Origin of the sequence: Streptomyces lothianensis (assembly GCF_047779955.1) — a bacterium.
Lineage (GTDB): Bacteria > Actinomycetota > Actinomycetes > Streptomycetales > Streptomycetaceae > Streptomyces.
The window spans coordinates 83,492-104,882 of sequence record NZ_JBLMKT010000057.1; the positions used below are offsets into that span (position 1 = coordinate 83,492).

A 21,391-nucleotide genomic window follows, 5' to 3' on the forward strand; every position below is an offset into this window, starting at 1 on the left:
CGTCGCCGCCCCCTGCGCCCGCCGCCCGGCCGCACCGCTCAGGTCACTCCTACCGCCCGCACCACCCGCACCGCCCGCGCCCCTCACGGCGCCGTCCCCGTGGCCGTCGGGTTGGCGGGGCGTCCGCGCGGGGCCGGGAGGCGGCCGGGGGGTTCGTCGGAGGTGACGTTCGGGTGCCAGCCGTGGCGGTCGAGGGCGCGCACCAGGGCCCGCACCATCTGCGGGTCGAACTGCTTGCCCGCGCAGCGCTTGAGCTCGGCGAGCGCCTTCGCCACGGGACGCGCCCGGCTGTACGAGCGCGTCGAGGTCATCGCGTCGAAGGCGTCGGCGACGGCCACGAGCCGCGCGAACTCGGGGATCTGGTGTCCCACGAGCCCGTACGGATAGCCGGTCCCGTCGAGCCGTTCGTGGTGGTGCAGGATCGCGCTGCGCGCCTCGCCGAGGAAGCCGATGCCGCGCACCATCTCGTGCCCGTACTCGGGGTGCAGTTCGATGATCCGCCGCTCCTCGGGCGTGAGCGGGCCGTCCTTGCGCAGCAGCCGGGTGGGCACGCCGAGTTTGCCGACGTCGTGCAGGATGCCGGCGAAGCGAAGCACCTCCACGCGCTCGTCGGGCATGCCGAGTTCGCGGGCGATGAGCACGGAGGCCTTGCCGACCCGTTCGCTGTGCCCGCGGGTGTACTCGTCCTTGATGTCCACGGCCTGGACGAGCGCCCGGATGGTGGCCTGGTGGGCGCCGCGTTCGCGGTGGTACTGCTCGAAGACCCAGTACGAGACGTACATGGGCAGCAGGACGAGCAGCGCGGCGACGGGGCCGTACGGGCTGACCCAGAGGACCGCCATCATCAGGCCCGCAAGCCCGTGCACCAGGGTGGGTGCGAGCGATCCGGCGAAACGGCCGCCCGCACCGTGTACGAGGCCCGTGAGCCTGCGCTCCGGACGGCCGGCCGCCGTGAGGATCATGCCGTCGAGCAGGGCCAGGACCAGGCAGAAGGCACCGGCGGCCGCGGCGGCGGGCAGCAGGGCGTACGGGAAGTCGGGGGCGGTGCCGCCCGTGCCGAGCGAGGCGGGACCGCCGAGCGCCCGGTGCACCTGGCCGGCCGCATGGCAGGCCAGCGCGAGCTGCCCCGCGCGCCAGATCCGGCGGGGCGCGACCGGCCGCTGCTCGACCCGGCCGAGCAGCGCGCCCGGCACGGCGGTGAGCGCGGCGGCGGGGGCCGGGAGCAGGAAGACGGCGGCGAGCAGTACGGGGAAGAACGCGCCCATCGAACGCGGTGCCTTCTCGCCCAGGAGGGGGCAACGGGTGAGCCATTCGCACAGCGCGTACAGCGCGGCGAGCAGTGCGACCGCGCCCCAGCGGATGCCGGGCAGCCCGGCGACCGGGAGGACGCACGCCGCCGACCCGAGCGCCACCGAAGCGATCAGCAGGCGCGCCGGGACAGGAAGCGGCCGCATGGCTTTCTCCTCCCCGTGATGTGACCGTGCCGGACCGATGCCGCGGCGTGCACCCAAGGGGCGACGCGCACGCCACACCCGTACGGCATGAGCACGCCCGTACGGCATGGGTACTCACGCCCGTACGACACCGGCGCTCACGCCCGTACGACATTCGGACCGGATCCGGAGAATAGGGCGGCGGCTGGTGGCGAGGGAGGCGGATCGGCACAAGAGGCCGGTCACGGGGGCGCGGATTAGCGCCAACGGGTGACAGGCGGCCGCGGCTGCCCCGAAGGACAGCCGCGGCCGGTCATCTCTGTGCTATGGGAGGCGGATTCGCCGGTGAACGGGACCGATCCGCCGACGGACGGGTCCGGAGCTACGCCTCGGCCGGACGGTCCGCCGAAACCGGCAGCTCGTGATCCGGCACGGCCTGCCCCGAGCGGATCAGGTCGATCCGGCCCATGACCTTGGCCCGCAGGTCGGCGGGCACGTCGTCCTGCCCGCAGCAGCGCTTGACCAGCTTCTTCACGGCCTGCTCGAGACCGTACTTCTCCAGGCACGGGGAGCACTCCTCGAAGTGCACCTCGAACTTGGTGCAGTCCGAATCGGGCATCTCGTGATCCAGGAACTCATACAGATGGTCCAGGACCTCGGAGCACTCCGTCTCGTGGTGCTCTCCGCAGCTCATGATCCCGAGCCTTTCGTTCCGTTCGTCGCGTTGTTCGCGTCCGACGCGCCCGCGGGCACGAGACCGCGGTCGCGGGCGTAGTCCTCGAGCATGCCCCGCAGTTGGCGCCGTCCCCGGTGCAGGCGGGACATCACCGTACCGATGGGTGTACCCATGATGTCGGCGATCTCCTTGTACGCAAAGCCCTCTACATCCGCCAGATACACGGCGATGCGGAACTCCTCGGGGATCGCCTGCAGCGCCTGCTTCACGTCCGAGTCCGGCAGGTGGTCGAGCGCCTGCGACTCGGCGGAGCGCAGCCCTGTGGACATGTGGGACTCGGCGCGCGCGAGCTGCCAGTCCTCGATCTCCTCGGCGGCGCTGCGCTGGGGTTCGCGCTGCTTCTTGCGGTACGAGTTGATGAACGTGTTCGTGAGGATGCGGTACAGCCACGCCTTGAGGTTGGTGCCCTCACGGAACTGGTGGAAGGACGCGTACGCCTTGGCATACGTCTCCTGCACCAGGTCCTCCGCGTCCGCGGGGTTGCGCGTCATCCGCAGCGCGGCGGAGTACATCTGGTCGAGGAATTCCAGCGCGTCCCGTTCGAAGCGGGCGTTGCGCTGTGCCGTCGACTCCGCTGCGGTCTCCTCCGTGTGGCCCTCGTCGGTACCGGTGACCGGACCCACCTCCTCAAACTGCGTCGCAGAACCGATACCGGCCCTGCCCGAATCGGAGGATAGACGACCAACCCGTCCGCCCGCCGCCCGAACAGGGGCGGTCCTGACCGTGGTCAGGGACTGCCGCTCCGTGGCGGAAGCGCCGGCGCGGCTGGGGCAGGCGACAGAACCCATCAGGCGAACACCTTCCACTTCGTCATGTGCCGGCGTCTGCCGACGCCTCGCACAACCTCCGTGGAGCGCTCAGCATTCCCGCAGACGCTTGATCCACCCGGTGACGGACCGCGTGATGAGGGCCACTGCCTCGTCCTGGCCGAGCTCGGCGCGCTTGGGCACGCCGAAGCTGTGGTCGCCGTACGGGATCTCGGTGAGCTCGTACGTGCCCTCGGGGAACTCGGCGGGCTTGCCGAAGGGGTCGTTGCCGCCCTGGACGACGAGGGTGGGGACGCCCGCGTCCAGGAGTTCGTCGGCGCGGGACTTCTCGGGCTTGCCCGGAGGATGCAGCGGGAAGCTCAGGGCGAGTACGGCCGCGGCGCCCAGTTCCTTCGCCGTACGGCAGGCGACGCGGGCCCCGGCGCTGCGGCCGCCGGAGATCACGGGCAGGCCGGGCCCGGTGAGGGCGGGCCAGAGGCCGCGCCAGCCGGTGTCGAGCATCTTCGGCGCGGGCGCCACCTTCTTCCCGGCCACGCGCCAGGGCTGCTCCACAAGGGCGACGGTGACGCCGTGCGCCGGCAGCTCCTCGGCCAGCGCCCGCAGGTCCCTGACCTCGATCCCGCCGCCGGCGCCATGGCTCACGGCGAGGACGAGGTCGGGGTTGTCGGCGGGATGCCAGGTGATGCGGGCCTCGCCCGCGTCGGTGGCCACGGTCTGTGTCTTCTGCTTGCTCACCCGCTCATCTTCGTACGGGCGGGGATCCGGCCGGGAGTCACCACTCCGGAGCGCTCACCGGCCCGGAACTCTCACCGGCCCGGAACGCTCACCAGCCCAGCAGCCAGCGCCCGCCGCCGACCAGCGAAGCCAGCGACACCGTGTGGAAGAGGAAGAACCACAGCGCGGCCGGTACGTGCGTGAGCCGCGACAGCTGGTCCGCGTCCGAGTCCGGCGCACCCCCGTGCCTCCGCTTCGACTGCAGCTCGAACGCCGGACGCACCCCGCCGAGCAGCAGGAACCAGACGACCGCGTACGCGAACGCCGCCTGCACCTGCGGGTCCGCGAGCCAGGAGATCAGCAGGAAGGCGCCGCCCGTGACGATCACCGTGACCGCTCCGTACACGTTGCGGATCATCACCAGCATCGCGATGAGCAGCGCCGTCGCCAGCCACAGGAGCGCCGTGATGTGGTTCGCGGCGAGCAGCCAGGCGCCGCCGAGTCCGAGCAGCGGCGGCGCGGTGTAACCAGCGGCCGCCGTGAGGATCATGCCGATGCCGTGCGGCTTGCCGCGGCTGACGGTGAGTCCGCTGGTGTCGCTGTGCAGCCGTATCCCTTCGAGCTTGCGCCCGCTGAGCAGCGCCACGAGCCCGTGCCCGCCCTCGTGCGCGATGGTGATCGCGTTGCGCGAGATCACCCACAGCCGGTGCGGCAGGATCACCGCGAGCGCCGCCACACCCGTGACGACGACGAGCCACTGCTCGGGATCGGGCTGGGTGCCGAACACGCGGTCCCAGAGACCGGCCAGAGACGAGGCGGCGAGGCTTTGCATGGCGGGACCGGGCTCCTTCGGACGGCAAGGTCTGGCAGTGTGGCACGTATGTGCGGACGGTATGCATCGAGTCGTAAGCCCGAGGACCTCGCGACGATCTTCGAGGTCGAGAAGTGGGAGCCCGAGGAGGCCCTGGAGCCCGACTACAACGTGGCCCCCACCAAGGAGGTCTACGTCGTACTCGACCGTCCCCTCAAAGACGCAGAATCCCGTGAACCGGTTCGCCAGCTGCGCAAGCTCAAGTGGGGGCTCGTGCCGTCCTGGGCGAAGTCGCCGGAGGGCGCCGCCCGGATGATCAACGCGCGGGCGGAGACGGTGCACGAGAAGCCCTCGTACCGCAAGGCCTTCGCCTCGCGGCGCTGCATCATCCCGGCGGACGGCTACTACGAGTGGGTCACCGCGGCGGCCGAGCGCGATCTGGAGGTCGAGGGGAAGAAGAAGCGGCCGCGCAAGCAGCCGTACTTCGTGCTGCCGGCGGACGGTTCGGTCTTCGCGATGGCGGGCCTGTACGAGTTCTGGCGGGACCGTACGCTCGCCGACGATCATCCGCTGGCCTGGTGGGTGACCTGCTCGGTCATCACCACGGAGGCGGAGACCGGTCCGCTCGGGGTCGCCCCCGCGGAGGGGCCGCAGTCACTCTCGGACATCCATCCGCGGATGCCGCTGATGCTCACCCCGGACCGCTGGGACGCCTGGCTCGACCCCGCGCGCACGGACATGGACGAGCTGCGCCCGCTCCTGGACCCGCCGCCGGAGGGCCTGATGCGGGCGTACCCGGTCTCGACGGCGGTGAGCAACGTCCGCAACAACGGCCCGGAGCTGCTGAAGGAGCTGGAGGGGCCGGAGGAGGGGACGTTGTTCTAGTGCCGCGTCAGGGAACCTTTGCCCGTCAAGGAGCGGCGTCCGGTGCGTGCTCTCGGCGTGCGGGCCGGAAGTCCTCGTACTGGACGTACTCGGGCTTTCGGCACGTGCGGCGAGAGTGCGTGCCGGGCGTCGCGACGGGGCAAAGGTTCCCTGATGCGGCACTAGCGCGTCCGCCGCAGGTCTGCGCTCGGGCACTCGGGACCCGTCCCAGCGGGTGGCACGGAACAACCCGCCCGTCGGCACCCCATTAAAGTGGGCGCATGACCGAAACCCCCGCGCACAGCCCCCTCTGGCCCGCCCCGCTCGCGAGCGGCGCCGTCGACAGCACGGTTCATGTGCCCGGTTCCAAGTCGGTCACCAACCGCGCGCTCGTCCTGGCCGCCCTGGCCGCCGAGCCCGGCTGGATCCGCCGCCCGCTGCGCAGCCGCGACACGGTGCTGATGGCGGGGGCGCTGCGCGCTCTGGGCGTCGGCATCGAGGAGGGCGTCGGCCCGGACGGTTCGGGCGAGGCCTGGCGCGTGATCCCCGCGGGGCTCGCGGGCCCGGCCACGGTGGACGTGGGCAACGCGGGCACGGTCATGCGCTTCCTGCCGCCCGTCGCCACGCTCGCCGACGGGGACATCCGCTTCGACGGCGACCCCCGCTCGTACGAACGCCCGCTGCACGGCGTGATCGACGCCCTGCGCGCGCTCGGCGCCCGGATCGACGACGGCGGCCGGGGCGCGCTGCCCCTCACCGTGCACGGCGGTGGCGCGCTCGACGGCGGCACGGTCGAGATCGACGCCTCGTCCTCCTCCCAGTTCGTCTCCGCGCTGCTGCTCTCCGGCGCCCGCTTCAACCAGGGCGTCGAGGTCCGGCACACCGGCGAGCGGCTGCCGTCGATGCCGCACATCCGGATGAGCGTCGACATGCTGCGCGCGGTCGGCGTGCAGGTGGACGAGCCGGAGACGGGCGGCGAGCCGAACGTCTGGCGGGTCACACCGGGCGCCCTGCTCGGCCGCGACCTGGTGGTGGAGCCGGACCTGTCCAACGCCCAGCCGTTCCTCGCCGCCGCCCTGGTCACCGGCGGCCGGGTGACCATCCCTGACTGGCCCGCGCACACCACCCAGCCCGGTGACGCGCTGCGCGAGATCTTCACGGAGATGGGCGGCAGCTGCGAACTGACTGAGCAGGGCCTGGTGTTCACCGGTTCCGGCCGGATCCACGGCATCGACATCGACCTGGGCGAGGTCGGCGAGCTGACCCCGGGCATCGCGGCGGTCGCGGCCCTCGCCGACTCCCCGTCCACGCTGCGCGGTGTCGCGCATCTGCGCCTGCACGAGACGGACCGGCTCGCCGCGCTCACCAAGGAGATCAACGAACTGGGCGGCGATGTCACCGAGACCGCCGACGGTCTGCACATCCGCCCGCGCCCGCTGCACGGCGGCGTCTTCCACACCTACGACGACCACCGGATGGCCACGGCGGGTGCGGTGATCGGTCTGGCCGTGGAGGGTGTGGAGATCGAGAACGTGGCGACCACCGCCAAGACCCTGCCCGACTTCCCGGCCCTGTGGACCGGGATGCTGACCGGAACGCACGCGGCGGCAGGGGCGGCCGGGACCGCAGAGGCGGCCGGGGCGTAGGGGACCAGCACGATGCGCCGCTACGGCAAGCACACCGACGAGGACGACATCCGCCAGCGCCCGGGCCGCAAGGGCACCCGGCCGCGGACGAACATCCGCCCCAAGCACGAGGACGCGGCCCAGGGCATGGTCCTCACCGTGGACCGCGGGCGGCTCACCTGCCTGGTCGAGGACCGGATCGTGGTCGCCATGAAGGCCCGTGAGCTGGGCCGCAAGGCCGCTGTCGTGGGCGACCGGGTGGCGCTCGTCGGCGATCTGTCCGGCAAGAAGGACACGCTCGCGCGGATCGTACGGATCGAGAAGCGCAGCTCCGTGCTGCGCCGCACCGCCGATGACGACGATCCCTACGAGCGGGTGGTCGTCGCCAATGCCGACCAGCTGGCCATCGTCACGGCGCTCGCCGACCCCGAGCCGCGGCCGCGCCTGATCGACCGCTGCCTGGTCGCCGCGTTCGACGCCGGGCTCGAACCGCTGCTCGTCCTGACGAAGGCGGACCTCGCGCCGCCGGACACGATCCTGGAGTCCTACGGGGCGCTCGACTTCCCCCATGTGATCACCAGCCGTCAGGAGCTGGAGGACGGCGGTGCGGCCGAGCGGGTGAGGGAGTTTCTGGCCGGGCGTACGACGGCGTTTGTCGGGCACTCCGGTGTAGGCAAGACGACGCTGGTGAACGCACTGGTACCGGAGGACCGCAAGCGCACCACCGGCCATGTCAACGCGGTGACGGGCCGCGGCCGGCACACCACCACCTCGGCGCTCGCGCTGCCGCTCGACGGCGCGGACGGCTGGGTGATCGACACGCCGGGCGTACGGTCCTTCGGGCTGCACCACGTGGACCCCTCGCGGGTGATCCACGCCTTCCCGGACCTGGAGCCCGGCACCGGGGGCTGTCCGCGCGCCTGCAGCCACGACGAACCCGACTGCGCCCTGGACGCCTGGGTCGAGGAGGGCCACGCGGACCCGGCGCGCCTCTACTCGCTGCGCCGGCTGCTCGCGACGCGCGAGCGGCGCGAAGGGGACTGAGGCGGCGCAGCCGGACCGTGGGTTCTGCGTGCGGCTTCAGCGCGGGGCGAGCGGCTCGGGGCCGGGCCAGCGGCTCGGGGCGGGGCGTACGCCACGATCTTCGGCGCAACCTTGTTTACGCACATGGCGTCTCGGTAAGTGCATAATCGCACCCGAGCCCTGAGCGAAACGCACCAACCAACCCCGAGCAAGGCCGACGACGCGGTCACCGAGTTCCTGGAGGCGTACACCATGGCGTGGCTGCTGGTCATCGTCGCCGGACTCCTGGAGACCGGCTTCGCCGTGTCCCTCAAGCTGTCCCACGGGTTCACCCGGCTCTGGCCGACGGTCGCCTTCTGCACCTTCGCGCTCTCCAGCTTCGGCCTGCTCACCCTGTCCCTCAAGCGGCTCGACGTCGGTCCGGCGTACGCGGTGTGGACGGGGATCGGGGCGGCCGGAACCGCGATCTACGGGATGGTCTTCCTGGGTGATGTGGTGTCCACGCTGAAGCTGGTGTCGATCACGCTGGTGATCGTGGGCGTGATCGGGCTGCAGCTCTCGGGGGGCGCGCACTGAGGGTGCCGCCGCAGCGGGTGCCCCGCAGGCGGGTGCCGTGGTGGCGCGGAGCCCCTACGCCGTGCTCCCCAGCGTCTCGCGTACCAGGCGCCGCACTCCCCCGTCTCCCGCGGGCGCGAGCACGCACGAGAGCGCGAGGCGCAGGGCGAGGTCGCAGTCCTGGCGCGTCCAGGCCGCGAAGGCGGCCGCCCGGTCCCGTACGAGCGCGAGCAGTTCCCCCGGCGAGGGCAGCGGACCGGCGGCCCGGCGCTGGGCCGGCAGCGGCGAGGCGGAGGGGACCGCGGCGAGCGGGGGCGAGGGCAGGCTCGGGGACCAGCAGCCGGTGAGCAGGGCGTGCACCAGCGCGTTGGAACGGGCCGCGACCACCGTCCACTCGGCGAGCGAGGACAGTCCGCCCTCGGCAAGCGCCCGGTCGGCGCCCGCGAGATACGTGTCCGTCTCGCGCCTCACGAGGGCGCGGGCCAGGCCGTCCTTGGAACCGAACTCGTTGTACAGGGTCTGCCGCGAGACCCCCGCGGCGGCCGCCACATCGACCATCCGGACGGTCCGCCAGGGCTTGTGCCGGAGCGCCTCGTACGCGGCGTCGAGCAAGGAATCCCGTGCGGGCATGGTTCGCCTCCCCCTGCCGAGCTCTTACAGCGAGCGTTGACTCGCCCCGGCACACTGTCAAGAGGGCCTGCCAAGAGGACCCGCCAAGAGGACCCGTCAAGAGGACCCGTCAAGCGCGCGAAGCCCCGCGGGTGTCTCGCGGACCGGGTCCGTGTGGTCCCGTACGCGCGCGATCGCTACTGTTCGACCATGCCCGACTACCACGATGATCTGCGTCTTGCCCATGTCCTCGCCGACGCCGCGGACCGCGCCACGATGGACCGGTTCAAGGCGCTCGACCTCAAGGTCGAGACCAAGCCGGACATGACGCCGGTCAGCGAGGCGGACAAGGCCGCCGAGGAGCTGATCCGCGGCCAGCTGCAGCGGGCGCGGCCGCGCGATGCGATCCTCGGGGAGGAGTACGGCATCGAGGGCACCGGCCCGCGCCGCTGGGTGATCGACCCGATCGACGGCACGAAGAACTACGTGCGCGGGGTGCCGGTGTGGGCCACGCTGATCTCCCTGATGGAGGCCGGTGAGGGGGGCTACCAGCCGGTCGTCGGCGTGGTCTCGGCGCCCGCGCTGGGCCGCCGCTGGTGGGCGGCGAAGGGCGCCGGCGCGTACACCGGGCGCAGCCTCACCTCGGCGACACGGCTGCGGGTGTCAAGCGTCGGCCGGGTCGAGGACGCCTCGTTCGCGTACTCCTCGCTGACCGGCTGGGAGGACCGCGGGCAGCTCGACGGTTTCCTCGAGCTGTCGCGGGCGGTGTGGCGCACACGGGCCTACGGTGACTTCTGGCCGTACATGATGGTCGCCGAGGGCTCCGTGGACATGTGCGCCGAGCCCGAGCTGTCACTGTGGGACATGGCGGCGTGCGCGGTCGTGGTGAGCGAGGCGGGCGGCACGTTCACCGGCCTCGACGGGCAGCCGGGGCCGCACAGCGGGAACGCGGCGGCTTCGAACGGGCTGCTGCACGAGGAGCTGCTCGGGTATCTGAACGAGCAGTACTGACGCGGACGAGCAGGTGGACGCGCGCTCCTGCGGGGTGTGCGCCTCGTGCGCCCCCAACCGGCCACGCACTCCCCCTTGTTGACCAAGTCTTGACCTGTCACCCTGAACCCACCCCCACATTGTGAACTTGTGAATCAGTTCCCGAAGTCGTTTCGGGAACGCGGGTTCACCACTAGGAGGTGGCTTCCGCCCATGCTCGTCCGTGACGCCATGAGCACGATGGTCCTCACCATCGGCCCCGACCACACCCTCCGCCAAGCCGCCCACCTGATGTCCACGCGCCACGTCGGCGCGGCCGTCGTCCTCGACGTGGACGCCGACGGCATCGGCATCCTGACCGAACGCGACATCCTCATCTCGCTCGGAGCCGGGCAGAACCCGGACTTCGAGACGGCCGGAGGCCACACCACCACCGACGTCGTCTACGCGGCCCCCGGCTGGACCCTCCAGGACGCCGCCGAGGCCATGGCGCACGGCGGCTTCCGGCACCTCATCGTGCTCGACGAGCGCGAGCCCGTGGGCATCGTCTCGGTCCGCGACATCATCCGCTGCTGGGCCCCGGCCCGGCGTCAGCCGACGAGCCTCGCCGCGGGCTGACACGGCACGGCGGTGCGACCCCACCTTGGACCGGGTTCAAGGTGGGGAGCATTCCAAAGTCATACCCAATCGGGGCCAAGGACCCTTGAGCTGTTAGGGTTCGGCGCATGAGTGACCTTCTGGAACGCCTGCGCGGACGCGGCTGGCGCATGACCGCCCAGCGGCGGGTCGTGGCCGAGGTCCTCGACGGGAAGCATGTGCATCTGACCGCCGACGAGGTGCACGCCAGGGCGGCCGAGCGGCTGCCGGAGATCTCCCGTGCCACCGTGTACAACACGCTCGGCGAGCTCGTCTCGCTCGGCGAGGTCCTCGAAGTCGCGACGGACCGCCGCGCCAAGCGGTACGACCCGAACGCCCACCGCCCCCACCAGCACCTGGTGTGCACGCAGTGCGGCGCGATCCGCGACGTCCACCCCACGGGCGACCCCCTGGCGGCCCTGCCCGCCACGGAAAGCTTCGGCTTCACGATCACATCCGCCGAAGTGACCTACCGCGGCACCTGCCCCACCTGCACAAACGCGTAGCCGCGAACGGCCGCGCCGACCACCCTCCGCACCCGGCCGCGGGCAGTCGTGCCGCGCGGGCAGTCGTGCCGGTGAAGGCGCCCCCTCCCCCACCTGGCCGCGGACGGTCGTGCCTCACACACGGCAAAGGGCCCGGATCCTGAGGATCCGGGCCCTTGCCTTCAGTAGCGGGGACAGGATTTGAACCTGCGACCTCTGGGTTATGAGCCCAGCGAGCTACCGAGCTGCTCCACCCCGCGTCGGTGAATATGACTCTACGGCAGGGCGACGACCAGTGCAAATCACTTCCGGCACCGCGCCGCCGACGCCCCGGGCGGCGCCCCCGGAGGGGGCGCCGGCCTCACGCCGTCAGCTCCTGCTGGAGCGCCTCGCTCAGCCGGGCCGCCCGCTCACTGACCTCCGCCGGACCGTACGAGACGGCCTTGGCGCACCAGTTCTGCGCCTCGGGAAGCGCCCCACGGCGGGCGTGCAGCAACGCGAGGCGAAGAGCCGCGCGCCCGTGCCCAGCCTCCGCCGCGCGGGTCCACCAGACGAGCGCCTCCGGCTCACTGCCCTCTCGGGCCAGCAGCAGCCCGAGATTGAACGCACCGCCGAGGCTGCCCGCCTCCGCGGCCGCCCGGTACCAGCGCGCCGCCGCGACCACGTCGTCCCGCGCGGCGGCGAACATGCCCATCCGCACCTGCGCCCGGCGGTGCCCCAGCTCGGCGGCCCGCTCGTACCACTCCTCGCACTCGGTCCGGCCGCCAGCGGCCTGGCCGAGCACCACGTCCTCGCGGCGCGTGCCCTGGTCGAGCAGGGCCGCCAGACGGTACGCCGCCTCGGCGCTGCCGCCGCCGGCGGCGCAGCGCAGATGCCGCTCGGCGCCGCGGCGGTCGTCCGCACGCAGCAGCGCGATGCCGACCTGCAGCGCGGCCTCGGTGTGCCCGGCCGCGGCGGCCCGTTCGTACCACTTGAACGCCGTCTGCTCGTCCTCGCGGCCCGCGTGGAGGATGCCGAGGTTGAAGGCGGCGTCCACGCTGCCGGCCTCGGCCGCCTTGGAGAACCAGGGCTCGGCACCCGAGGTGTCACCGGCCTGCATCAGCAGGATGGCGAGCGCGTTGGCGGCCTCTCGGTGGCCCGCGTAGGCGGCGCGGCGGTACCACTGCTCGGCCTGACGGCCGCGCTTCTGGCCGGCGCAGAGCAGGCCGAGGTTGTACGCGCCGTTCACATCACCCGCGTCGAGGGCTGCCCGGTACCAGCGCTCGGCGGTCTGTGTCTCGCCACGCTCGGCGTGCAGGGCGCCCAGCGCATTGGCCGCGTTGCCGTCGCCGTCCTGGGCGGCTTTCAGCCACCACACGGCAGCGCTGTCCTCGTCGCCGGCGTCCCGGAGCAGGAAGCCGAGCGCGCAGGCGGCGCGGGCCTCGCCGTCCTTCGCGGACGTGAGGTACCAGCGGCCGGCCTCCTTGAGGTCGCCGCGGCGCTCCAGGATCTCGCCGAGCTGCAGGGCGGCCCTGCGGTGGCCGCGGGCGGCGGCCTGCCGGTAGAACTGCTCGGCCTCGGCGAGCAGGCTGCCACCGAGGATCCGGCTGCCCGTGTCCGGTACGGCGCCTGGCCGCGGGGAGCCGGTTTCGGTGCCCGGCCGCGGGGAGCCGGTTTCGGTGCCCGCCCGCGCGAAGCCCGCTGCGGCGCCCGCCCGCGAGCGCAGGGGGTCCGTGCCCTGCTGCCGGGGCAGCGGCGTCACGCCCGTCACCGCTTCGCGGGTCTCGGCGGCGCGGCGCTCCAGGGAGCGGGCGAGCCGGTAGGCGGCCTCGCGGTGGCCGCGCTCGGCGGCCGTACGCATCCAGCGCTCGGCGGTGACGTCGCTGCGGTGTTCGAGCAGGTCGGCGAGGGCGTAGGCGCCGAGCGTGTGGCCCTGTTCGGCGGACTGGCGCAGCCAGTACTCGGCGGCGGGCTCGTCGCCCCGCTCGCGGTGGTGGCGGCCGAGCGCGTGGGCGGCCGCGGCGGAGCCCGCGACGGCGGCGATCCGCCACCAGCCGGCCGCCTCGTCGGCGTAGCCGCGCTGGTGGAGGAGGACTCCGAGGTTGTTGGCGGCGGCGCGGTCGCCCTCGGCGGTGGCCTTGCGCAGGTACGGCTCGGCTCCGTCCAGATCACCGCGGCGCAGCAGCAGTGAGCCGAGGATGCTCATCGACTCGATGTCGCCGCATGCGGCGGCTTCGCGATGGCGTGCCTCTTCGGCGGCCGTGGCCGGATCCTCCCGGTCGGCCGACTGCGGAAGTCGCCCCGTCTCCAAAAGAGTTGTCCTGTCCCCCATAGTTTCCATCGTCGCACCACCTGCAACCCGGGTACACCTGGTATACCGCGACCCGTGAGGTCACTTCAGCGTTTTGTCGACATGCCCACAGGGAGATAAGTCAAACACAGATCTCCCAACTCCCCTCGCACGGCGCACTTGTCCCGCGAAGGCGGCGTCAACGGGCCTCCCCGGCCCCGGACATGACCGATGCCCGAACGGGGCTGCGGCCCGCACGGGGCCGATGCCCGAACGGGGCCGCGGCGCCCGTGACATCACCGAGGCACCCGGACATGACTGAGGCCCGGATCCCTGTAAGGAATCCGGGCCTCGGTCGTTCAGTAGCGGGGACAGGATTTGAACCTGCGACCTCTGGGTTATGAGCCCAGCGAGCTACCGAGCTGCTCCACCCCGCGCCGTTGTGTTGAAACCGTACCACGGCGCGGGGTGGTGCTGTGACCAGCTCAGCGGCGTCGCGACCTGCTCACTCGTCCTGGCGGGCCTTCCCCTCGGCCTCGATGGCGCGCTTCACGGCGTCCTGGGCCTTCTTCATGGCGTCCTCGTAGCCCGAGAGGTCGCCTTCCTTGAGCGCCTTGTCGGCTTCGGCGAAGGCCTTCTCGGCCTCGTCGAGCGCTTCCTTGACGGTGGGGTCGCCGGACGGCGGCGGCTCGGGCTTGTCCGGATCCTCCGGTTCCTCGGCCGGCGGCTCGGCCGGGCTCTCGGCCTCGGCCCCGAAGACCGCGTCGAAGGCCTCGGGCAGGGTGTCCTTGAACACCGGATCGCGGGCGCCCGTGTACGCGACGCCGACCTTCTTCAGGAGCGGGTAGTTGGCGCTGCCGCCCTTGACGTAGACCGGCTCCACGTAGACGAAGCCGTCGTCCATGGGGATCGTCAGGAGATTGCCGTAGACGATGTCGGAGTCGGTGCCTCTGAGGTCACGGACGAACGTGGCCACTTCGTTGCGTCCGTTGAGCTCGGACTGGAACTGTCCGGGTCCCGCGACGTCCGACTTCACGTTGAGGACTCTGATGGTGCCGTAGCCCTTGCTCGTGGCATCCGCGTCGACCGCCATGAACGCCTGCAGATTGGGCCTGCCCTTGGGCGTGAACGTGGTCGTCAGGGAGAACTCCTTCTCCAGCTGATCGGCCGTCTTGCCCTCCTGCGGCATCTTCAGGCTCTGGTAGTACGGCGGGACCGCGTTCTTCTCCTCCTTGTTGGTCGGGTCGTCCGGGACCTCCCAGACGTCCGAACCGCGGTAGAACTGGCGCGGGTCCTCGACGTGGTAGCGGGTCAGCAGCTCACGCTGGACCTTGAACAGGTCCTGCGGGTAGCGCATGTGCGCCTTGAGCTCCTCGGAGATGGCGCTCTTCTTCTCGACGGTGCCCGGGTACGCCTTCATCCACGTCTTGAGTACCGGGTCCTTCTCGTCCCACTGGTACAGCTTCACGGTGCCGTCGTACGCGTCGACGGTGGCCTTCACCGAGTTGCGGATGTAGTTGACCTGGTTCTGCTGGGCCACCACCGCACGCTGGTCGTTGGCCGCGGTCAGCGAGTCGGCCGTGGTGTCGCCCAGCGTCGTACGGGAGGCGTACGGGTAGCCGTTGGTCGTCGTGTAGGCGTCGACGATCCACTGGATCTTGCCGTCGATCACGGCCGGGTAGGCGTCACCGTCGATGGTCAGCCACGGGGCGACCGATTCGACGCGCTCCTTGGGCGTGCGGTTGTAGAGGATCTTCGAGCCGTCGCCGATCGCGCCCGAGTACAGGATCTGCGGCTCGCTGAACGCGACCGCGTACGCGGCCCTGCTGAACGGGTTGGAGAGGCTGACGCCGCTCTCGCCCTCGTAGCTGGTGGTCTTCTCCTCGCCGGACTCCTGGCCGACCGGGTAGTCGAGCTCCTTCTGCGGGCCGCCGACGATCGAGTACTGCGTGGTCTTCTCGCCGTAGTAGACGCGCTGCTGGTAGTTGTCCGGCAGCTCGCCGCTGGTCGGCAGGCCGTTCTCCGTGAAGTCCGGGGAACCCGCCGGGTCGGCGTTCGGGTCCGTCGCCGTGCCCTTGGCCGAGACGGCGCCGAAGCCGTGCGTGTACGTGAAGTGGTCGTTGATCCAGTTCCGCTTCGGGATGCCGTCGAGGTCGAGCTCGCGCAGACCGATGACGGTGTCCTGCTCGTTGCCCGCCGGGTCCGTGTAACGGTCGACGTCGAGCGTGTCCGGGAACTGGTAGTACTCGCGCTTGCGCTCGAGCTGATCGAAGGTCGGGCCGACGACATTGGGGTCGATCAGGCGGTAGCTCGCCTGGGCCGCGGCCTGCTCGCGCTGGCCGGACTTCCCGGCCTCCGTGTCGGGGACCTTGCCCTTGCCGCCGTACTCCTGGAGCTCGACACCGTCGATGCCGTACGCCTTGCGCGTGGCCTCGATGTTCTTGGCGATGTACTCCTGCTCCTTGGTCTGCTCGTTCGGCTCGACCTGGAACTTCTGCACGATGGCCGGGTAGAGGCCGCCGATCAGGATCGCCGAGAGCACCATCAGGCCGAAGCCGATGACGGGCAGCTGCCAGGTGCGGCGCCACAGCGTCGCGAAGAACAGCACGGCGCAGATCGCCGCGATGAAGAACAGGATGGTCTTCGCCGGCAGATACGCGTTGGCGTCGACGTAGCGCAGACCCGTCCAGTTGCCGGTGGCCTTGAAGTCACTCGACTTGACCGCGAGCCCGTACCGGTCGAGCCAGTACGCGACGGCCTTGAGCGCCACGAACAGTCCGAGCAGCACCGAGAGGTGCCCGGTCGCGGCCGAGGTGGCGCGGGCGCCGCCGGTGACGCGCAGGCCGCCGTACAGGTAGTGCGTGAGCGCGGCGGCGATCAGCGAGAGCACCGCGGCGGCGAAGCCGAAGCCGAGCAGGAAGCGGTACCAGGGCAGGTCGAAGGCGTAGAACGCGACGTCCAGGCCGAACTGGGGGTCCTTCTGGTCGAAGGGCACCCCGTTCACCCACATCAGCCACGTGCGCCACTGGCCTCCCGCGGAGGCGCCGGCGATCAGGCCCACCAGGGCGGTGACCCCGAGCAGGATCCACTTCTTGTACGGGGCGATGCTCATGCGGTAGCGGTCGAGGCTCTGCTGCTCCAGCGACATCGCGCTGAGCGGCGGCCTGAGCCGGTGCGCCAGCCAGATGTTGACGCCGACGACCACGGCCATGAGCAGACCGAAGACGGCGAACAGGCCGATCTTGGTCCACAGGGTCTTGGTGAAGACCGAGGAGTAGTTGACCGACCGGTACCAGAGCCAGTCGGTCCAGAACCCGGCGAACATCACGAACGCCATGGCCAGCACGGCGAGGACGCCGAGCGTCATGAGCAGGGTGCGGACACGCCGGGACGGACGGCCCACTCTGATCCGTGGCCCCGACGGGGGGCCTGAGCCGCGGTCCGGCATCTGGAAAGCCAAGGTGCGCACCTCGAAGTTCGGCGTTGTTACTCGACGTTGTCACTCGCGTGGTTACCCGACGGAGCAGGCTCCGCGATCGTAGAGCCCACTCGTGCAACTTACTGAAGCTTTACTCAGTTCCCGGACCCGGGTGGCGTTTCCGATCCGTGATCTGGATTCCCGGCCGCACCGGAGGCCGGATTGCCGTTCCCGGGCCCGAACCAGGCAGGATATGGCGCATGTCGAATGTTTCGCCCTCCGGCCCCCCGATGGCCGCCAGCCCGCTGACCCGTGCCGTACTCGAGATCGACGAGTACGCCGCGAGCCTCGGCTGGGACCGGCCCGCCCGTCTGTTCGCCCTGGTGGACACCGCCAGGCTGCGCGCACAGGAACCGGGCCTGGCCGGGCGGCTCGGCCTGACCGGCGAGGAGGGCGCCGATGCGCTGACCCCGATCGAGCAGGAGGAACTGCCCGCGGGCACCCCGCTCGACGAGTTCCTCGCCACGGTCGCCTGGCCGGACGCGGTGGCCGGGTGCGCGCTCACGGTGGAGCGGCTGATGCTGCCGCCGTCGGCGGAGGCCGCGGTTCCGGACGGTCTGGACGAGGCCCAGCTCGCGAAGTGGGTCGGCCGGCATCCGGACCGCCAGGAGGTGCGGATGACCGTGGCGGTGCTGCGGAACGGCACCAGGGAGTCGGCGCTGCGGCTGCGCGAGAAGGACTCGGCCACGGAGGTCCTGACCGGCTCGGACCTGGTGCCGGGCCTCGCGGAGGCGCTGGCGGCGACGTTCGCCGAGTAGCGCACGTACGTACGGGGAGGGGGCGCCGCGGCGGATGCGGCGCCCCCCCTCCCCGTACGGCTGCTCGGCTCCTCGGCTCCTCGTACGGCTGCTCGGCGCGCCCGGCTTCGGCGCCCGGCCGCCAGTGGTCCGTCTGTCAGCCGGCCGCCTGACAGTCGCTCGTCTGTCCGTCGCTCGTCTGTCCGTCGCTCGTCTGTCCGTCGCTCGCCTGTCAGCCGGTCGTGCAGGACGGCAGTTCGGACGTCTCGCCTTCGCGGATCTTGGCGAGGGAGTCGAGGGCGTCGTCGATGTTCTTCACCTTGACGAGGCTGAGGCCGTCGGGGACGTCGGAGGCGGCGCTCTCGCAGTTCGCCTCGGGCGTGAGGAAGTACTCGGCACCCTGCTTGCGGGCGCCGACCGTCTTCATCTCGATGCCGCCGATCGGGCCGACCTCGCCGTCGTTCTCGATGGTGCCGGTGCCCGCCACGAAGGCGCCGCCGGTGAGGTCCTCGGGGGTCAGCTTGTCGACGATGCCGAGCGCGAACATCAGACCGGCGCTGGGGCCGCCCACATCGGGCAGGTTGATGTCGATGGTGAACGGGAAGGTGTGGTCGGTGCCCGCCCGGATGCCGACGACCGCGCGGCCGTCCTCCGGGGCCTTCTCGGTGGTGATGGTGACCTGCTCGGTGGCCTCGGCCGCCGTGTCGAGCTCCTCGCCGGCCTTCTCGGCCGCGGCCGCCTCCTCGGCCGGGACGATCGTGAACACGACGTCCTCGCCCGCCTTGTGCTTGGTGACGAGCTTCGCGACGTCCTCGGGTTCCTCGACCTTCGTGCCGTCCACGTCCGTGATCACGTCCCCGGCGTGCAGCTTCCCTTCGGCGGGGGTGTCCTTGAGGACGCTGCCGACGACGACGCGGGACTCGACCGGGATGCCCAGCTCGCCCAGGGCGGCGACCTTGGCGCTCTCCTGGGACTGGCTGAACTCCTCGGCGTTCTCCTGCGTCGACTCCTGCTCCGTCTTGCCGTCGGGGTAGAGGGTGTCGTGCGGTACGACGACGTTGTCGTGCGCGATCCAGCCGTAGACCGCCTCGAAGAGGTTCATCCGGTAGTCGGCGCTGGTCACGCGGACCGTCGTCATGTTGAGGTGCCCGCTCGTCGGATACGTCTTGCGGCCCGAGATCTGCAGCACGGCCTCGCCGTCGCGCTCGCCCAGGGTGTTGACCGTGGGGCCCGGGGTCATCTCCGAATACGGGACCTTGATGAGCAGACCCGCGCAGATCAGGGCGATCAGCATCAGGGTGGAGGCGAGCATGGTCGCGGTGCGGCGAGGCATGGCACGACAGTACGGGACGCGCCTGTGTGTGCACCCCCGGGGCCGTCCGTCCGGGGTTGGGAGACAGGCTCTCAGGCGCTGTCGGTGGTGGCGCGGGCCGGTGCGGGCTCCGGCTTCGGGGCGCCGTCCATCGCAGCGCGGAAGCGCGCGTATCCGGCGAGCTCGGTGACATCACCGATGCGTCCGGACTTACGGGCGCGGGTGGCCCAGTTTCCCCACAGGGCCGCACCGATCGCGGCGAAAAGCGGAATCAGCAGCCATGCGAGTGACGCCATACCGGCCTCCCGACCCGAAGTGACCGATCACTGCTGATCGCTGTGGAACGATCAGCAGATTAACCATCCGTGGGGACAACGCTCACGGCAGGGGCCGGGTTACGCAACCGGAACCGCAGGGGTCGACGGGGACACGTGGGTCAGCAGGCGCCGACCCATTCCTCCGTGCCGTCGGAGAACTTCTGGTGCTTCCAGATCGGGACCTCGTGCTTGAGGGTGTCGATCAGCTTCCGGCTCGCCTCGAAGGCCTCGCCGCGGTGCGGGCAGGAGACGGCGACGACGACCGCGATGTCACCCACCTCGAGGTCACCCACACGGTGGACGGCGGCCAGCGCACGGACCGGATAGTCGGCGCAGACCTTCTCGGCGATGCGGCGCAGCTCGGCCTCGGCGGTGGGGTGGCAGGAGTAGCCGAGCGAGTCGACGTCGGCGCCCGAGTCGTGATTGCGCACGGTGCCCACGAAGAGGGTGGTGCCGCCCGCGGCATGGTCACCGACGGCCGCGAAGACCTCGTCGACGGAGAGCGGGGTCTCGCGGATCGCGAGCAGCCGGATCGGGTCGTGCGCCGCCTGCTCGCCTGGGTGGTCATACCGTGCAGCCATGTCACCCATGGTGCCGTACGGGTGTGACATCGCGGAATAGCGGAATCGACGGGGTGGGCGGGGCGGGGTTCGGAGGGTCCTACAGGGTGCCTGGACAGTCCCCTCCCTCCCGGGGGCCGAAGCCCTTCTCAGGCTATCGCCACCCACTGACAACGCCCCCGGCCGGACACCCCGACGCCCCCGCTCAGACCCCCCGCCGCTTCCGCGCCCGCCGTACCACCGCCGCCGCACCGAGCAGCGCCACCGTCGCACCGGCCGCGCCCGCGGCCGTGGCGTCCTTGCGGCCCAGGCGGCGGCCCGCGAGCGTGTGGCGGCCCCGAACCTCCTCCAGGAGTTCCGCGAGGACCTCCTCGTTGGTCCACTGCGGACGCCAGCCCGCATCGTGCAGTCCGCCGACGCTGACCACCCACGGGTGCATCGTGTACGCGAGGTCGCCCGCCGGCGAAGGCGTGAGCCCGATCCGGTGAAGGCGGGCCGCCGCCCCCAGGGCGACCGTGGAGGGCAGTTCCATCCGGCGGATCCCGCTGAGCTCCTCGACCTCCTCCTGCTCCAGCCAGCCCTCGCAGCCGACGGCGAGTTCCCCCTCGGCCTTCTCCAGGACCGCGTACTCGAAGGCGCTGCAGAGATCGTCGACATGACAGAACTGCCAGGTCGGACGGGATCCGGCGACGACGAGCAGGCGCGGCGACTCGAAGTAGCGGGTCAGCGCGGTGTCGGTGTCGCCGACGAGGACGGCGGGACGCAGCACGGTGACGTTGAGACCGGGGTGCGCGCGGGGCGCGCGGCGGGCGAGCCGCTCGATCTCCAGCAGGTCGCCGACGCCCGTGGCCTCCGCGGTGGCCTTGAGCTCGGCGTCCTCCGACAGCGGCAGCTCGTTCTCGGGCAGCGCCCCGTAGACCATCGCGGAGGTGCACAGCACCACACGGTGCACGCCGGCCGCCGCGGCCGCGGTCAGCACGGTCTGGGTGCCGCGCACGTTGTACGCGGTGCGGGCGGCGGCGTCGGACTCCAGATCCAGGTCGAGGGCGAGGTGCACCACCACGTCGGCGCCGCGCAGCTTCTCGGCGATCGCCGGGTCCCGTACGTCCAGGATGTGCCACTTCGCGTCGGCGCATTCGCCGCGCCGCTCGTCGATGGCGATGACCTGCTTGATCTCGTCGGATGCGGCGAGGCGCTCGACGAGCCGCGCGCCCACGCCGGTGGCCGCGCCGGTCACGGCGACCACCGGGCCGCGCACGGACGAGGAGCTGCCGTCGCGAAGCGACGCCGGTGAGGGGCGGTGGTCGGGCGACGGGCGGTCGGTTGAGTCCGTTCGCGCTGCGCGAATCTTCGGATCCGGGGAACTCACCAGGCGTCTCCAGCGGTTGTCTTCAGTACGTGCGTGATGGAACGCGTACGTACGAGGTGCCGTCCATCCTGCCGCAGCCGGTGCGGTGGCGGAGCACCGAG

Annotated in this window: 20 protein-coding genes and 2 tRNA genes; 8 read left to right on the forward strand and 14 right to left on the reverse strand. The window is 71.4% G+C overall.

All coding sequences use genetic code 11. The features are described 5' to 3' along the window. Positions 1-83: 83 nt before the first annotated feature. The 5 genes from ACLF6P_RS20115 to ACLF6P_RS20135 all read right to left on the reverse strand — a co-directional run bounded on the left by ACLF6P_RS20115 (position 84) and on the right by ACLF6P_RS20135 (position 4,482). On the reverse strand, positions 84-1,454 hold the full coding sequence (locus tag ACLF6P_RS20115) for an HD-GYP domain-containing protein (protein WP_415951936.1): 1,371 nt from the start codon (positions 1,452-1,454) through the stop codon (positions 84-86). Between the two features lie 361 nt (positions 1,455-1,815). After that, positions 1,816-2,127: a mycothiol system anti-sigma-R factor gene (rsrA, locus tag ACLF6P_RS20120; protein WP_415951937.1), complete on the reverse strand. Its 312-nt coding sequence runs from the start codon at positions 2,125-2,127 to the stop codon at positions 1,816-1,818. After that, complete coding sequence (locus ACLF6P_RS20125) at positions 2,124-2,792, reverse strand: sigma-70 family RNA polymerase sigma factor (protein WP_415951938.1); 669 nt, start codon at positions 2,790-2,792, stop codon at positions 2,124-2,126. The genes rsrA and ACLF6P_RS20125 overlap by 4 nt, the downstream gene beginning before the upstream one ends. Before the next feature lie 234 nt (positions 2,793-3,026). Then, positions 3,027-3,671 (reverse strand): alpha/beta hydrolase family protein, encoded by a 645-nt coding sequence (locus ACLF6P_RS20130; RefSeq protein ID WP_415951939.1) that lies wholly within the window; start codon positions 3,669-3,671, stop codon positions 3,027-3,029. An 88-nt stretch (positions 3,672-3,759) separates the two neighbouring features. Beyond that, positions 3,760-4,482, reverse strand: a complete 723-nt coding sequence (locus ACLF6P_RS20135; protein WP_415951940.1) for a M50 family metallopeptidase — start codon at positions 4,480-4,482, stop codon at positions 3,760-3,762. A 48-nt stretch (positions 4,483-4,530) separates the two neighbouring features. On the opposite strand from ACLF6P_RS20135, the gene ACLF6P_RS20140 reads away from it, so the two are divergent. From ACLF6P_RS20140 to ACLF6P_RS20155, 4 genes are all read left to right on the forward strand, one after another. Continuing rightward, positions 4,531-5,346, forward strand: coding sequence for an SOS response-associated peptidase (locus ACLF6P_RS20140; RefSeq protein ID WP_415951941.1), 816 nt, complete (start codon positions 4,531-4,533; stop codon positions 5,344-5,346). A gap of 260 nt (positions 5,347-5,606) precedes the next feature. Further along, complete coding sequence (aroA, locus tag ACLF6P_RS20145; RefSeq protein WP_415951942.1) at positions 5,607-6,971, forward strand: 3-phosphoshikimate 1-carboxyvinyltransferase; 1,365 nt, start codon at positions 5,607-5,609, stop codon at positions 6,969-6,971. Positions 6,972-6,983: 12 nt separating this feature from the next. After that, positions 6,984-7,994, forward strand: a complete 1,011-nt coding sequence (rsgA, locus tag ACLF6P_RS20150; protein WP_415951943.1) for a ribosome small subunit-dependent GTPase A — start codon at positions 6,984-6,986, stop codon at positions 7,992-7,994. A 231-nt stretch (positions 7,995-8,225) separates the two neighbouring features. Beyond that, complete coding sequence (locus ACLF6P_RS20155) at positions 8,226-8,549, forward strand: DMT family transporter (RefSeq protein WP_415951970.1); 324 nt, start codon at positions 8,226-8,228, stop codon at positions 8,547-8,549. Between the two features lie 54 nt (positions 8,550-8,603). On the opposite strand, the gene ACLF6P_RS20160 is transcribed toward ACLF6P_RS20155, so the two are convergent. Next, positions 8,604-9,158 carry a TetR/AcrR family transcriptional regulator gene (locus ACLF6P_RS20160; protein ID WP_415951944.1) on the reverse strand — a complete coding sequence of 185 codons (555 nt, stop codon included), beginning with the start codon at positions 9,156-9,158 and terminating at the stop codon, positions 8,604-8,606. 189 nt (positions 9,159-9,347) lie between these two features. On the opposite strand from ACLF6P_RS20160, the gene hisN reads away from it, so the two are divergent. The 3 genes from hisN to ACLF6P_RS20175 all read left to right on the forward strand — a co-directional run bounded on the left by hisN (position 9,348) and on the right by ACLF6P_RS20175 (position 11,269). Continuing rightward, positions 9,348-10,148: a histidinol-phosphatase gene (gene hisN / locus ACLF6P_RS20165; RefSeq protein WP_415951945.1), complete on the forward strand. Its 801-nt coding sequence runs from the start codon at positions 9,348-9,350 to the stop codon at positions 10,146-10,148. A 192-nt stretch (positions 10,149-10,340) separates the two neighbouring features. Then, a complete protein-coding gene (locus tag ACLF6P_RS20170) occupies positions 10,341-10,745 on the forward strand; it encodes a CBS domain-containing protein (RefSeq protein WP_415951946.1) in 405 nt (134 codons plus the stop codon). Positions 10,746-10,852: 107 nt separating this feature from the next. After that, complete coding sequence (locus ACLF6P_RS20175) at positions 10,853-11,269, forward strand: Fur family transcriptional regulator (RefSeq protein WP_415951947.1); 417 nt, start codon at positions 10,853-10,855, stop codon at positions 11,267-11,269. 165 nt (positions 11,270-11,434) lie between these two features. Here the strand turns inward: ACLF6P_RS20175 and ACLF6P_RS20180 are convergent. The 4 genes from ACLF6P_RS20180 to ACLF6P_RS20195 form a co-directional block, all read right to left on the reverse strand. Continuing rightward, a tRNA-Met gene (locus ACLF6P_RS20180) sits at positions 11,435-11,508 on the reverse strand. Positions 11,509-11,609: 101 nt separating this feature from the next. Beyond that, positions 11,610-13,568, reverse strand: a complete 1,959-nt coding sequence (locus ACLF6P_RS20185; RefSeq protein WP_415951948.1) for a tetratricopeptide repeat protein — start codon at positions 13,566-13,568, stop codon at positions 11,610-11,612. 312 nt (positions 13,569-13,880) lie between these two features. Further along, positions 13,881-13,954: transfer RNA gene (locus tag ACLF6P_RS20190), tRNA-Met, on the reverse strand. Between the two features lie 68 nt (positions 13,955-14,022). After that, positions 14,023-16,965, reverse strand: a complete 2,943-nt coding sequence (locus ACLF6P_RS20195) for a UPF0182 family membrane protein (RefSeq protein ID WP_415951972.1) — start codon at positions 16,963-16,965, stop codon at positions 14,023-14,025. Between the two features lie 230 nt (positions 16,966-17,195). On the opposite strand from ACLF6P_RS20195, the gene ACLF6P_RS20200 reads away from it, so the two are divergent. Next, positions 17,196-17,753, forward strand: a complete 558-nt coding sequence (locus ACLF6P_RS20200) for a PPA1309 family protein (protein WP_415951949.1) — start codon at positions 17,196-17,198, stop codon at positions 17,751-17,753. Positions 17,754-17,964: 211 nt separating this feature from the next. Here ACLF6P_RS20200 and ACLF6P_RS20205 read toward each other — a convergent pair whose 3' ends face one another. From ACLF6P_RS20205 to ACLF6P_RS20220, 4 genes are all read right to left on the reverse strand, one after another. Further along, positions 17,965-19,065: a YlbL family protein gene (locus ACLF6P_RS20205; protein WP_415951950.1), complete on the reverse strand. Its 1,101-nt coding sequence runs from the start codon at positions 19,063-19,065 to the stop codon at positions 17,965-17,967. A 71-nt stretch (positions 19,066-19,136) separates the two neighbouring features. Further along, a complete protein-coding gene (locus tag ACLF6P_RS20210; protein ID WP_415951951.1) occupies positions 19,137-19,340 on the reverse strand; it encodes a hypothetical protein in 204 nt (67 codons plus the stop codon). 140 nt (positions 19,341-19,480) lie between these two features. Further along, positions 19,481-19,942: a molybdenum cofactor biosynthesis protein MoaE gene (locus ACLF6P_RS20215; protein ID WP_415951952.1), complete on the reverse strand. Its 462-nt coding sequence runs from the start codon at positions 19,940-19,942 to the stop codon at positions 19,481-19,483. Positions 19,943-20,126: 184 nt separating this feature from the next. After that, on the reverse strand, positions 20,127-21,290 hold the full coding sequence (locus ACLF6P_RS20220; RefSeq protein WP_415951953.1) for an SDR family oxidoreductase: 1,164 nt from the start codon (positions 21,288-21,290) through the stop codon (positions 20,127-20,129). Between the last annotated feature and the right edge of the window lie 101 nt (positions 21,291-21,391).

Coding starts and splice junctions, on each gene's coding strand:
- ACLF6P_RS20115 (WP_415951936.1), bottom strand. CDS start 1,454: ATGCGGCCGCTTCCTGTCCCGGCGCGCCTGCTGATCGCTTCGGTGGCG.
- rsrA (WP_415951937.1), bottom strand. CDS start 2,127: ATGAGCTGCGGAGAGCACCACGAGACGGAGTGCTCCGAGGTCCTGGAC.
- ACLF6P_RS20135 (WP_415951940.1), bottom strand. CDS start 4,482: ATGCAAAGCCTCGCCGCCTCGTCTCTGGCCGGTCTCTGGGACCGCGTG.
- ACLF6P_RS20140 (WP_415951941.1), top strand. CDS start 4,531: ATGTGCGGACGGTATGCATCGAGTCGTAAGCCCGAGGACCTCGCGACG.
- aroA (WP_415951942.1), top strand. CDS start 5,607: ATGACCGAAACCCCCGCGCACAGCCCCCTCTGGCCCGCCCCGCTCGCG.
- rsgA (WP_415951943.1), top strand. CDS start 6,984: ATGCGCCGCTACGGCAAGCACACCGACGAGGACGACATCCGCCAGCGC.
- ACLF6P_RS20155 (WP_415951970.1), top strand. CDS start 8,226: ATGGCGTGGCTGCTGGTCATCGTCGCCGGACTCCTGGAGACCGGCTTC.
- ACLF6P_RS20160 (WP_415951944.1), bottom strand. CDS start 9,158: ATGCCCGCACGGGATTCCTTGCTCGACGCCGCGTACGAGGCGCTCCGG.
- hisN (WP_415951945.1), top strand. CDS start 9,348: ATGCCCGACTACCACGATGATCTGCGTCTTGCCCATGTCCTCGCCGAC.
- ACLF6P_RS20170 (WP_415951946.1), top strand. CDS start 10,341: ATGCTCGTCCGTGACGCCATGAGCACGATGGTCCTCACCATCGGCCCC.
- ACLF6P_RS20175 (WP_415951947.1), top strand. CDS start 10,853: ATGAGTGACCTTCTGGAACGCCTGCGCGGACGCGGCTGGCGCATGACC.
- ACLF6P_RS20185 (WP_415951948.1), bottom strand. CDS start 13,568: ATGGAAACTATGGGGGACAGGACAACTCTTTTGGAGACGGGGCGACTT.
- ACLF6P_RS20195 (WP_415951972.1), bottom strand. CDS start 16,965: ATGCCGGACCGCGGCTCAGGCCCCCCGTCGGGGCCACGGATCAGAGTG.
- ACLF6P_RS20200 (WP_415951949.1), top strand. CDS start 17,196: ATGTCGAATGTTTCGCCCTCCGGCCCCCCGATGGCCGCCAGCCCGCTG.
- ACLF6P_RS20205 (WP_415951950.1), bottom strand. CDS start 19,065: ATGCCTCGCCGCACCGCGACCATGCTCGCCTCCACCCTGATGCTGATC.
- ACLF6P_RS20210 (WP_415951951.1), bottom strand. CDS start 19,340: ATGGCGTCACTCGCATGGCTGCTGATTCCGCTTTTCGCCGCGATCGGT.
- ACLF6P_RS20215 (WP_415951952.1), bottom strand. CDS start 19,942: ATGGCTGCACGGTATGACCACCCAGGCGAGCAGGCGGCGCACGACCCG.